11 protein-coding genes, 1 tRNA gene and 1 pseudogene are annotated in these 11,275 nt (G+C 50.0%); 4 read left to right on the top strand and 9 right to left on the bottom strand.

The genetic code is table 11. The features are described from left to right. Positions 1 to 102: 102 nt before the first annotated feature. The 6 genes from RMO27_RS20250 to RMO27_RS20225 all read right to left on the bottom strand — a co-directional run bounded on the left by RMO27_RS20250 (position 103) and on the right by RMO27_RS20225 (position 3,906). A complete protein-coding gene (locus RMO27_RS20250) occupies positions 103 to 372 on the bottom strand; it encodes a YciI family protein (protein ID WP_309735941.1) in 270 nt (89 codons plus the stop codon). A gap of 73 nt (positions 373 to 445) precedes the next feature. Continuing rightward, a complete protein-coding gene (locus RMO27_RS20245) occupies positions 446 to 1,657 on the bottom strand; it encodes an FAD-dependent monooxygenase (RefSeq protein WP_309735939.1) in 1,212 nt (403 codons plus the stop codon). 177 nt (positions 1,658 to 1,834) lie between these two features. Further along, a tRNA-Leu gene (locus tag RMO27_RS20240) sits at positions 1,835 to 1,914 on the bottom strand. Then, positions 1,893 to 2,771: a M48 family metallopeptidase gene (locus tag RMO27_RS20235; RefSeq protein ID WP_309735938.1), complete on the bottom strand. Its 879-nt coding sequence runs from the start codon at positions 2,769 to 2,771 to the stop codon at positions 1,893 to 1,895. The genes RMO27_RS20240 and RMO27_RS20235 overlap by 22 nt, the downstream gene beginning before the upstream one ends. Positions 2,772 to 2,971: 200 nt before the next feature. Beyond that, the gene (locus RMO27_RS20230) at positions 2,972 to 3,403 is read right to left on the bottom strand and encodes a hypothetical protein (RefSeq protein ID WP_309735936.1); all 432 of its coding nucleotides are present in this window, start codon (positions 3,401 to 3,403) and stop codon (positions 2,972 to 2,974) included. A gap of 146 nt (positions 3,404 to 3,549) precedes the next feature. Next, positions 3,550 to 3,906, bottom strand: coding sequence for an iron-sulfur cluster assembly accessory protein (locus tag RMO27_RS20225; protein WP_309735933.1), 357 nt, complete (start codon positions 3,904 to 3,906; stop codon positions 3,550 to 3,552). 283 nt (positions 3,907 to 4,189) lie between these two features. Between RMO27_RS20225 and RMO27_RS20220 the strand changes: the two genes are divergently transcribed. Next, positions 4,190 to 5,833, top strand: coding sequence for a DUF6930 domain-containing protein (locus RMO27_RS20220; RefSeq protein WP_309735931.1), 1,644 nt, complete (start codon positions 4,190 to 4,192; stop codon positions 5,831 to 5,833). Between the two features lie 9 nt (positions 5,834 to 5,842). Here RMO27_RS20220 and RMO27_RS20215 read toward each other — a convergent pair whose 3' ends face one another. Then, positions 5,843 to 6,037 (bottom strand): hypothetical protein, encoded by a 195-nt coding sequence (locus RMO27_RS20215; RefSeq protein WP_309735929.1) that lies wholly within the window; start codon positions 6,035 to 6,037, stop codon positions 5,843 to 5,845. Positions 6,038 to 6,158: 121 nt separating this feature from the next. Here RMO27_RS20215 and RMO27_RS20210 point away from each other — a divergent pair, with 121 nt between their 5' ends. Together RMO27_RS20210 and RMO27_RS20205 are read left to right on the top strand one after the other, a co-directional pair. Continuing rightward, positions 6,159 to 8,504: a serine/threonine phosphatase gene (locus tag RMO27_RS20210; RefSeq protein ID WP_309735926.1), complete on the top strand. Its 2,346-nt coding sequence runs from the start codon at positions 6,159 to 6,161 to the stop codon at positions 8,502 to 8,504. A gap of 112 nt (positions 8,505 to 8,616) precedes the next feature. Further along, positions 8,617 to 9,786: an AAA family ATPase gene (locus RMO27_RS20205; protein ID WP_309735924.1), complete on the top strand. Its 1,170-nt coding sequence runs from the start codon at positions 8,617 to 8,619 to the stop codon at positions 9,784 to 9,786. Positions 9,787 to 10,185: 399 nt separating this feature from the next. Here the strand turns inward: RMO27_RS20205 and RMO27_RS20200 are convergent, their stop codons facing one another. Beyond that, positions 10,186 to 10,743, bottom strand: a complete 558-nt coding sequence (locus RMO27_RS20200; protein WP_309735921.1) for a tetratricopeptide repeat protein — start codon at positions 10,741 to 10,743, stop codon at positions 10,186 to 10,188. On the opposite strand from RMO27_RS20200, the gene RMO27_RS20195 reads away from it, so the two are divergent. After that, a complete protein-coding gene (locus RMO27_RS20195) occupies positions 10,742 to 10,894 on the top strand; it encodes a hypothetical protein (protein ID WP_309735919.1) in 153 nt (50 codons plus the stop codon). The genes RMO27_RS20200 and RMO27_RS20195 overlap by 2 nt on opposite strands. A 33-nt stretch (positions 10,895 to 10,927) precedes the next feature. Here the strand turns inward: RMO27_RS20195 and RMO27_RS20190 are convergent. After that, positions 10,928 to 11,275, bottom strand: a pseudogene (locus RMO27_RS20190) (carotene isomerase); the annotation flags it as partial.

Here is an 11,275-nt window from a genome sequence, read left to right as displayed (position 1 = left end):
AATATCAATTGATATTTACTAGCTAACAGCTTGAGGCAGATGGCGATGGGGAGGGGGGTAAATCCCCGTCCTAATCACCACGCCATCAACTATCAACTATCTCTAGATGGCTTGAATCCACTCCTTAACTTGATACTCCGTCCAAATGCCATTTACCCAATAAGGATCGGTTTCGATGAGCTGGCAGACTTGCTGTGCGTCAGTAGCCTCATAAATTCCAAAAACTTTGGTCAAATCTTGAGTCGGGCCGATCGTCACGAGCAGACCATCAGCTTGTTGTTGTTTGAGTCCAGCTAAATGTGCCTCTCGATACGGCGCGCGTTTATTAACGACATCTTCACAATAACTACCCCACAGCACGTATTTTGTCATCACTATTCCTCAATCGATCGAGCCTCATTATAGCTGAGATCGATCTGCTCGATCTGCTCGCACTTTCACCCCTTCAGACCTTTAAAGATACAGACGTGACACCCTGCCGTAACAGCAGTTGCCGATCGACCCACGATTGGCGCAGCCGATTGCGGATTAGGGACAGATGTGGTGCGAGCCAACTGACCCCATAGCGGAGCGGTGCATAATTTCGCAACAATTCGCCCTGGTTGATTTCGGCATGTTGTAATTTTTGAATCTGGATGATTTCTGGCTCGCGTTCGGCTTGAATTTGCGGCAAGACGGCATCGATTTCGGTGAGCTGGGCATGTCGCTGGAATAACGGCACCAGATGATTGACTGTGACGATCGCATCGCGCAAACCCATATTGATCCCCTGAGCGCGAACTGGCGACATTGGATGGGCGGCATCTCCTAAGAGGAGTACCCCTGGTGCATGCCATTGGGGACACAGCCCGACTGTCACCGACAATAAAACCGGTCGATCGATCTTTTGTTGTTGCAATATGGGGACTAACCAATCGGGTGCCGCCGCGACCAACTTAGCCTGCCAATTGATTCGCTGCCAAGCATTGGCGTCATCGCCAACCTGGCGATGCAACGACCAACCAATCTGTAACAGGCCTTCACAACCCAAAAACAAGCCAAAGCCGTCATGACCAGAGATGATCGAGTAAAAAATATTCTCAGCTTCAAATTCGGGACTGCTAGCCAATTTAAACCACAAAATATCAAAGTTTTGGGATTGTCGATCGAGTGGTAATTTAGCCTTTTGCCGGACGATCGAACTGCGCCCATCGGCACCAACAATCAGCTCGGCATCGATCTGACGATCGTCGCCCAGGATCACACCGACAGCTCGATCATTTTCCCACATGAAGTCGCGGACGGCAGTACCTGCAATAAATTCAAAATTCGGATACTGCCGCGCCTCCGCCATCACCCCTTCCAGAAAAGCTGGCTGCGAAATCAGCGTACAGGGCTTGCCCCCAGGTTCCATCGGTTCATCGACCCGAAAAATCGATCGATTTTCAATCACAAACTCCCACGCATCGAGGGGACGATGGGGAATGCGCGCGACTAAATCTGTCAAACCCATAAACTCGATCGCTTCCAACCCACTCGGCATCAATGCCTCACCCCGAAAAGTCCGCCGAAAGTTGCGCGAAGCTTCAATCAGTTTGACGTCAATGCCACGCTGTGCCAGCAGCATCGCCAGCGTTAACCCTGTCGGCCCTGCCCCAATAATTACAACTTGGCTCATGTTGGACGGCAAGCGATCGAGCTTGCTGGATAAAATACTCTACTTAACTATTATTGTAGGAATGCAATGGTGATTTGTGCCCGACTCCGCACCCTCAATCCCACAAAGAAACCCGACTTCTTTCAAGAAGTCGGGTTTCTGGGGTACTCAACCGGAATAGAATTGAGTTTCATGCTATGGCCAGCGTCGGACTCGAACCGACACGCTTTCGCGGATGATTTTGAGTCAACTGCGTCTACCAATTCCGCCAGCCGGCCAAATTTATAGCTTGCTTATCATAGCGCATGGAGGGATTATTTAGCAAGGACTGATAATTATCGGTTTGCGACCAGAGATCGATTTCTTTGGCGCGCAAGACGGGGACGGGATGACTGAGTTGCTCGGTTTGGGCGGCTGCGAGCATTTTACCAAGATCGGTAGTGCCAATCGCTTCATAGGCACGCGCTTGATCGAGGAAGGCATCGACGTTGAGTAATGGTGCCAGCAGTGGGGAACCACCAGAAAGCTTCATTAAGACGGAAATTACTGTCTTGGGATCTTGACTGACGAGCAATGCTGCCCGATCGCAACTAAATTCGGCACAGCGCAGCCATTGCAGCATTTGGCTCTGGAGGTTTTGAGCGAGCGTATTCCCGATCCCTGGTACTAAACCACCAGTGGCGAGGACGATAATATTGGCTAGCGTCAGATAGACGCCATGCTCGCATTTGAGATGACCCAATTCGTGCGCTAGGACGGCTTGAAGCTCGGCAGGGGTAAGTAAGTCTACTAGTGAGGTATGGACGACAATAAACGGCTTCTTGCCCCGGACAGCCATCGTGTAGGCATTCGGTGCTGGATGTTGCTTGAGATATAGTTGGGGCACTTCCAGATCGAGAATCTGACAAGCTTCGACTAATAACTTGTGAATATCGGGCAGTTGTCGATCGCCGATCAGCACGCTGGCCGCAATATTATTGAGATAGAGGAAGTCTTCAGTGATGCCGCCGAGGAAGTTCCGCACCAAGAGATCCAAGCCTGGGAGTCGGCGCAGACTGGTAGTGGCTTCCAAGTCTAACGGATGGCGAAAGCGATCGGCTTTGAGACCGACTAATTGAGTTTTGGGATTTAACATTTGGTGAGGATGACGAATGATGAACGCAGATCGACAAGGTGACAAAAACACGTATGTGCGAGATTGAGATTCACAAAAACCCTAGATCGGATTTCGGTAGACTCGATGGCTAAATTTAAGCTTTAATTCTCCCCAGCTACTGACGATCGACATCATCCATAACTCCCGACCGCTAGGCGATCGGTATGTTATTAGTTATCTTAGTCTTCAAAGATGAGTTTTTCAATCCGCTTGAGGCTTGCCCAGTCGGGTTTGCGAGTGAACCCATCTTTGAAATTGGTGACGACCTGATCGTGGACTTCGGGAGCCGCTTCGACTAAGCTTTTGGCCATTTCAATATGCTCGCGCACACCAGATTGTTTGATTTCGAGCATGGCAGCAGCGAGATTGATCCGCGTTTGCGCATCGAAAGGATCGATTTTCATCGACTTCTGAGCGGCTTTGAGCGCGAGTTGGGGCTTATTTTCCAATAAGTACAACCACGAGAGACACGTCCACGCGCTATCGAGTTTTGGCGATCGATTGCACACATCTACGAAGATTGGGATCAGTTGGGCTGGACTTTTTTCCCCAGCTTGATAATCTTTAATTGCATTGTCGAATAATTCAGCAGGAGTTAGGGTTTCAGCCATGAGTTAGGGGTAGTGGATAGTGGATAGTGGATAGTGGATAGTGAATAAATTGCGGAATTTAGGGTTTGAGGAATGAATTTGTATTCTTGGGACATCCTCGTCTCTAGAGAATCTCTATTCCCTATCCACTATTCACTATCCACTTCCTAAACTGCAAAAGACTTACCGCAACCACAACTTTGCGCGGCATTGGGGTTGGTGAATTGGAAACCGCCGCCGATCATCGCATCGCTGTAGTCGAGGACAAGACCATAGACATACAGCATACTCTTGCGATCGCAGACTAGTTTGAACCCACCGTAGTCGCAAATTTCATCATCCTCGCGAATTTGACTGGGGTCTTCAAAATCCATCACGTAGGACATCCCCGAACAACCGCCTTGACGGACGCCGACGCGCAAACAGAGGTCTTTGCCTTGTTTTTCACGTAGTGCTAGCACATGGGCGAGCGCATTGTCGGTCATTTGGATGCTGGGTGGTTTGGCGGTAATTACTTCAGTCATGGCCTGGGATAAACTCCTAAGGAACGATCGATGGCAAAATTCGTAAGCAGATACAAACTTAAACCTAAATCTATGTTAACTTCTCTGACCCGATCGGTGCTGACTTCAAATTAGCGAATAAGATCGGAGTGACGATGAGAATCGATACATTTATTCCAGAATCTTAGAAATATGACACAAATCGAGCAGTCGTCAGTGGCGATCGTCCGCGTATGGACGATCAAGTTTCGACCGGACGTGCTCGATCGATAAGTTCATCATCCCGCTTAGGTGCAATTTGATTATGACGGCGATCAGTCTTTCCACTCAACGACGGCTCCAGCAACTGCCCCAACTTCCCAGCGTGTGGGAGGGCGATCGACGGTATGTGGCGGAGTTGGTGGCAGATGCCGAGTTAGAAGCCAACGAGCGGCGCGAATTGATCGTCTGGGTGGATGGGGTTGAGTGTGTAGTCAGATCGATGCAAGTCGTCAATGCGACGATGGGTGCTGAAGCCGTCGTGCGGGCACTGATCGAGGCAATGGAATCCCCCCAAGCTCCCTCCCAACCCGCTCGTCCCCAAAAAATCATCGTCCGCGATCGACAGTTGCAATTTTACTTGCGTGGCGTCCTCCAAGACTTGGAAATCGTCGTCGATTACGTCCCTGAACTCCCAATTGTCGATGAATTATTCAATCGGTTTATCAGTATGGCGGGGAGCCGCACCCCCAAACTACCCCGTAAATATTTAGAGCTACTCAAGACCACCGCCAGAGAAATTTGGGATTTAGCACCCTGGTCGCTACTGGCCGATTATGAAGCGATCTCGATCGAGCTAAATCAGTGGGATATCGAGAAATTTTATGTCTCGGTGATGGGGATGTTGGGGATGGAATATGGGGTCTTACTCTACCGTTCTGTCGAATCTCTCCACAGATTTCGGGCACTGGCACTCGCAGAAGATGAATCGATGCAAATGGAGTCGGCGTTCCTGGCGCAAGATTGTATTTTTGTGACATTCGATGCGGTCGTCCCCGATCTGACTGTCGATCTGGGCGATTTGACAGCTACCCAGATCGAGCCGAACTTTGGTAACATTCATCCGATGGAGGGGATGCGCCCCTTCTTGTACGAGGAAGAAGCGATCGCGACATATGTGGCCTTGGTCGCACTCAAGGAGTTTGTAGCCGCTTTTAGACACCAATTACAAGCAGACGATCTCCCCAGTCTGACCAAAACGCTGCAAGTCAACATCCCCGAACTGTCAGTAGTCGCAGTCCAGAGTAGTCAAGCTCAGTCGATCGTGCGGACGGCGCAGGTGCAAGTCGAGACGCTGCCCCAACTGTCGCAAGAATTGCTGAAGATGCATCTGGCGATGGACTTAGATGATGATGATTTCGATCCCTTGGAACTCCAAATTCGCGAGGATTTAATTCCCAATAATTCATTTGTCAGTTTGGGGGTGATGCCGTGGGATCGCGTCGAAACAATTCGCCGATCGGTAACTTACCATCAAACTAGTGAAGTCCAATCCCTGGGCGAAGGATTGCCGATCGTCGTGATTCAGACCACCCGTCCCAAAGCCCGCGAAATTATCGAACGGATTCAGAGTGCTGGAGGTTTACAGGGGATTTGCTTCAATCCAGGGGAAGATCCGATCGCTGGCGATCAATTCGATCTGGGCATCCTCCAATTGACCGACGGCGAGATGCAGCTATTTGGTGAGTTCTACAATGAAAGTGCGACCAATGTCGAAGCGCGCCACAAATGGCAGCAGCGCAGCAAGAAGACGAAAGGCTATTGCGGATTGCTCGTCGCCCAGGGCTTGACCGGGAAAGCGCGTGGCAATCCTGGCGTTCGCGATACGGTGGCCTTTCTGGAAACCAGATCGCTATCGAATGACGATCTGGGACTAGGAACGTTACAATTAACGCATCGTTTTGAGTAGATCTACTAATTAGCTCATCTCCACTCGATCTACCCCACAGAGATCGATGCCGAGCGTGAGTTTTGGAGCGTCTGGGCGGGTAAATTCGGTGCTTGTAGTTGAGATAGATGTATGATGACGATCGATATAATCACCAAGAGGTTGTAAATTTAAGGCGATCTCGTGGGAAGTATAGATAATAAAGCATTTATTTTTTGTGGGCATTACCTCAATCTGCCACTGACACATGACAAACTAGATTTATGAACCATAAGTTCGGCTTGGCCGAGCTGATGGTAAGTTTTGGAATGGTTAGACTGGGAAATCTTTGATCTCAAGAAGATACTTGGCTCCAACTCTTGAAAAAACTGTCGCTCGATCGCACTGCCCACTAGCTACTCGCACCGATGAGGCTGCTTTATTACACTTCCAAAGCGTGTCGTTGTCATCTACCTCTATGCCGATCTGCCCCTCTTGCCAATTAACCAATCCCCAGCACCACAATTTTTGTCAAGGTTGCGGTCGATCGCTCAAGCATCATCTTTGTCGCAGTTGTGGCAATAATGTAGAATTTGATGCGGAAAGTTGTGCCCATTGCCAAGCAGTCAGTGGTACTTACTGGTGGGCAATTATCGAACCAACGATCGGTGAGACCGATCCTCAGCTCCAGAGCAACTTAGAGCTGGCAATGGGGACGGCGGAACTAGACCGCAAGCTGTGGGATGAATCGCTAGTGCCAACACTCGCAGCTACCCCTGTCACTGCTGGAGAACTTCAGCTAGATAGCAGCGATTTGAGTCCGTGGGATGCCCCGGGGGCGGTGTTAACAGCAGTGGCACCCAGCTTCGATCGGCAATCGACACTGGAGCGCGATGACAATCTAGAATCTAGTCCGTGGGATGTATCGCAACCAGATCTCACCCTGAATGGCGCGAATGGATTAGCTGCACCAAATCCGACACCAAGTGATATTATTAGTCCGCATGTCGCTGTTGGTGACAGGATCGAGTCATTGGTAGCCACTACCTATCTCGATCCTCAATCTAACTATAGATTGCTCGATCCTGTCGTCATCCAACTGTTAACGCCAAGTGACTCCAGCCAAGTACGGGTAATCGATCGTCAACCTTTCTGTAATTCCCTCCTGGAGATATTGATGGAGCAAGAACCCGTCACATTAGATACTGCTGCCCCCGACCCGAATCAGCCAACAGCCACTGGTCGTCCAGCGACTGCGACGGTAAATACTGCGCCAGCATATCGCCAATGGCAGTTTTGGAATAGTCATGGTATTCCCAAAGTAGCTCAAGCATATATCGCCCTCCAAGTCAGTCTCCCAGGGACGATCCCGACAATCCGCGACAGTTGGAGTAATGATGGTAAGACGGTGACGATCGTTGAAGATCGTAGTGACTGGTCTTTACTCGCCGACAGTTGGAACGATCCCCAAATTCCGTCATCCCAAATAATTTATTGGCTAGACTACACGCTCAAACTGTGGGCCGCGCTCGAACCGTGGCAAATGCGTCAAAGCTTGTTGGAAACTGCCAATCTTCTCCTCGATGAAGATGCGAGAATCTGCTTTCAGCGGTTGCATCCAGAGCCGGTTGATCGGCAACTAAAGCTGGCAGATTTAGCACAGATGTGGAAAAATTTATTTCAGCGTCCTGGTGGTAACGTCGAAGCAGATCGCCAACCTTCTCCATTACTGACCAACTTGATTCAAGCCATTCACAGTGGTGAAGTAGAGCGCATCGAAGAAGTCAGATCGAGACTGCAACAAATTGCTTATGAATTAGAACCCAAGCAACTGAGTGCGCCGCTGCAATCGCCAGCATCTACCGATCTAAGTATGCCGCAGGATGGGCCGACGATCGCCTTGGAGCGTAAGTTAATCGATTTGGAAGATGCCGCAGCCACCCACACTGGTAGGAAACGCGACCACAATGAAGATTGCTTTGGAGTTGTCAGTAGGGTCGAACGCAAACATCATCCCAAGGGTAAAAGTATCTCCGCGCAGGGTTTGTATATCCTCTGCGATGGGATGGGCGGACACGATGGTGGCGAGATCGCCAGCGCGATGACGGTAGATTTATTGCGAGATTATTTTGCGACTCGCTGGGATGAAACCTTACCTGACGAGCAAACAATTCGAGAAGGGATTATTGCTGCCAATGAAGCGGTATTTGAAGTCAATCAGAAAAAGTCAGCATATGGTAGTGGCCGGATGGGAACTACTCTAGTCCTGGTGCTGATTCAAGATCAAAATATTGCAGTCGCCCATGTTGGGGACTCTCGCTGTTATGGGATTACACCGACGCAGGGATTGATCCAGCTCACCCTCGATCATGAGGTCGGGCAGCAACAGATTTTACGCGGTGTCGATCCTGATATTGCCTACGGTCGTCCCGATTCTTATCAATTGACTCAGGCGATCGGTCCTAGAGATCGCAATTATATCGCGCCCGATATTAGGTTCTTTGAGCTGCAAGAGGACACGTTGATCGTGCTCGCTTCTGACGGCCTCACTGACAATCAATTGCTAGAAAATTATTGGCTGACGAATGTGGCACCCTTGTTATCAGCAAATGCCAACCTCCAAGAAGGCGTCGATCGTCTCATCGATTTTGCCAATGAATACAACGGTCACGATAACATTACCGCAATGGTCGTCCGCGCGAAATTAGGCTAGATCGCTAGCAAGCGCAGATCTTAGGGTACCTACAAGGGGCACCCCCGACACAATTAACCTGTAGGGATGCCCCTTGCGGGTATCCATCTACACTCTCAACTCCCAACTCTTGATGTTCGATCGTCTCAATCCAATTTGGTTATTTTTGGGAGGAGTGGTACTCCGCTATGGTGGCGACTTGCTCAAAACCATTTTGCAATTTGGACTCCAGCGATTGGCAGTCCAGATTACAATCGCTGAAACCAATCCGATCTATAGTGCCATTTGTTGGGAACTCGAACGCACGGGTAAAGTTTATGACTTTAGCGAATTAGTATATACCTCTATGCCTCTGGTGCCACCCGCGATCGAGTCGCCCACACTCAAAACTCGACTACAACCGCGATCGGGTTGGATTGGCATCGGTTATCAGGGTGCGTATATCGGCATCCATCGTCATGACTTCAAAGTCACCGATTTACAGAATACCCAGCTCCTAACCTTAGCAACCTTGCGCTGGTGGCAACCGCAGCTCCTAGAATGGCTGGGGCAGATCGAAACCAACTATAGCCTCGAAGCACCGCTGATCGTCCGCCTGATCGGTGGCACTATTTCGATCGTCCGCACCCAAACCAAACGCCGACGGGAAACTCTGGCGATCGATATTGTCACCGAAACCGAATTATTCAAAGATCTCGATCGCTTTCTCCAAAGTCGCGATCTCTATCGCCAGCGGGGGATTCCCTGGCGGCGGGGATATCTTCTCTATGGCCCCCCAGGGACGGGTAAATCCTCCCTGATTCAAGCGATCGCCAGTTATTACGATCGGCAGCTTGTGTCCCTCTCCCTGACCGATATGGACGATAGTGCCCTTCTCCGTGCCTGGTCGGAAATTACCGCAACTTCGATCGTCGCCCTGGAAGATATCGATAGTGTCTTTTCTGGTCGTAAACCTTTGGGCGAACTGTCATTTAGTGCCCTGCTCAATACTCTAGATGGCGCAGGAGCCGTCGAAGGCAGCATTACGATTCTGACTACCAATCACCGCGAACAACTCGATCCTGCCCTGATTCGCCCCGGTAGATGCGATCGGGAATTCGAGCTAGGTTATCTGAGTGTTCAAAGTTGCGCCAAGATGTTTGTCTGTTTTTTCCCAGATCCAGACTTAGCCGCAGTTGTCAGTCAAGAGTTGGGTAGTTATCATGTTTCCCCTGCTGCATGGCAAAACTATCTTCAACGTCAAGATACCGCTCAGGAGGCGGTAGCTAATTGTGATTTTGCTGCTTTACAAGTTAAAGATTAAATTAACGTCAGTTCGGGATACGGAGCGGTTCTAAAGGCTGGTAGTAAGCCAATCGGTAAACGAGTAGAACTTGTGCGATGCAGTTTTTATTTGTGGGGGCAGAACCCGGATCTGGGGGTTGTCTTGATGCGCTAAACCGTTGGGGAACCCAACGAGCGCGCATCGCTCCGACCCCCAGTCCCCCCGTTGAGGAGGCGGGACGCCGCCCCTCAAACTCCCCTGCGTAAGGTTCGACTTGTGAGTAGCTTGGCGCGCTTCTCTTCGAGACGCTACGCGAACGCATTATCTCCGCAATGGGAATCGATCTATGTGTGGGGTTTCTCCATTCTCCGAGGAGCGCGAATCAAGACAGAGGCTATCGCCAACGAAAATCCTTAACCCGAATTCACGTTAACTAACTCACTTCGCTTGCCGAATCAGTTCGAGTATTTTCTGATAATCGGCTGTTTGTCCCTGCTGACGGAATAATTCAGCGCATTTGGTGAGATCGGCGATCCCACCTTGTTTGTTGCCGGTGGCTAGTTTGACGGTACCGCGATTGCAGTAGGTTTCGGCATCTTGGGGATTAATTGCGATCGCCCGATCGAAATCTTGAATTGCGCCTTGCTTATCGTTGAGTTCAAATTTGGCGACACCCCGATTGTAATAGGTAAGTGAGTCTTGAGGATTAATGGCGATCGCCTGAGTGTAATCAGCAATCGCGCCCTGCTTGTCGCCCAATCCTAATTTAGCAGCACCACGATTGGCATAGGCTTGAGCGTATTTGGGCGCGATCGTAATGGCGCGATCGAATTCTTGAATCGCGCCTTGATTGTCGCCGCGTTGATATTTGGTAGTACCGCGATCGTTATACTCGACAGCAGGTTTGGGCGCGATCGCTGGCGAATTTGACGAGCAAGCCGCCAATGGAAAAATGGTCGAGAAAAACAGGGTTAGAAGCAAAACAGTGGCTTTCATGGGAATATTTGCCAAAGCAATAAGTGAAAACATCGATCGCGGCTTGTGCCCCCACTTCCATTTGTACAACTTCAGTAGCGGTTTTGGTGAAAAATATGCCAATTTTCGGAGCGCACGATCGATCGCCGGATCGAAATTTGTGGGGAATTAGCCCCAAACTTCGTTATGGCAAATGTGAATCTAACTATATCCCTAAATCTGCCGCAATTCGGTGAGCGCAAGCAAATCCTGAAAAGGCCACTGCATTCAGCCCTTGTCCTGGAAAAGTACTATCGCCGACACAATACAAGCCCGGGACGGCTGTGCGATTGAATGGCATATTTAATAATCCGGGGAGCTTGCGGCGGGGAATTGGGCCATAACTGCCATCCATGCGACCGAGAAACCGCCGGTGGGTGCGGGGAGTACCGATTTCCATAAAATCGAGACCGACATTTAAACCAGGGAAAATCCGCTCCAATCGATCGAGCATCACTCCGGCTCTAGCTTCTTTTTTAGCCTGATAATCACTCGGACTTAAACCTTGCCAGTC

Source organism: Chamaesiphon sp. OTE_75_metabat_556 (genome assembly GCF_031378165.1).
Taxonomy (GTDB): domain Bacteria; phylum Cyanobacteriota; class Cyanobacteriia; order Cyanobacteriales; family Chamaesiphonaceae; genus Chamaesiphon.
This window is presented reverse-complemented; position numbering and strand designations above follow the sequence as displayed.

Bases quoted from the DNA above. Each gene is read 5' to 3' on its own strand.
- RMO27_RS20250 (WP_309735941.1), bottom strand. From the start codon at position 372: ATGACAAAATACGTGCTGTGGGGTAGTTATTGTGAAGATGTCGTTAAT.
- RMO27_RS20245 (WP_309735939.1), bottom strand. From the start codon at position 1,657: ATGAGCCAAGTTGTAATTATTGGGGCAGGGCCGACAGGGTTAACGCTG.
- RMO27_RS20235 (WP_309735938.1), bottom strand. From the start codon at position 2,771: ATGTTAAATCCCAAAACTCAATTAGTCGGTCTCAAAGCCGATCGCTTT.
- RMO27_RS20230 (WP_309735936.1), bottom strand. From the start codon at position 3,403: ATGGCTGAAACCCTAACTCCTGCTGAATTATTCGACAATGCAATTAAA.
- RMO27_RS20225 (WP_309735933.1), bottom strand. From the start codon at position 3,906: ATGACTGAAGTAATTACCGCCAAACCACCCAGCATCCAAATGACCGAC.
- RMO27_RS20220 (WP_309735931.1), top strand. From the start codon at position 4,190: ATGACGGCGATCAGTCTTTCCACTCAACGACGGCTCCAGCAACTGCCC.
- RMO27_RS20215 (WP_309735929.1), bottom strand. From the start codon at position 6,037: ATGCCCACAAAAAATAAATGCTTTATTATCTATACTTCCCACGAGATC.
- RMO27_RS20205 (WP_309735924.1), top strand. From the start codon at position 8,617: ATGTTCGATCGTCTCAATCCAATTTGGTTATTTTTGGGAGGAGTGGTA.
- RMO27_RS20195 (WP_309735919.1), top strand. From the start codon at position 10,742: ATGGGAATATTTGCCAAAGCAATAAGTGAAAACATCGATCGCGGCTTG.
- RMO27_RS20200 (WP_309735921.1), bottom strand. From the start codon at position 10,743: ATGAAAGCCACTGTTTTGCTTCTAACCCTGTTTTTCTCGACCATTTTT.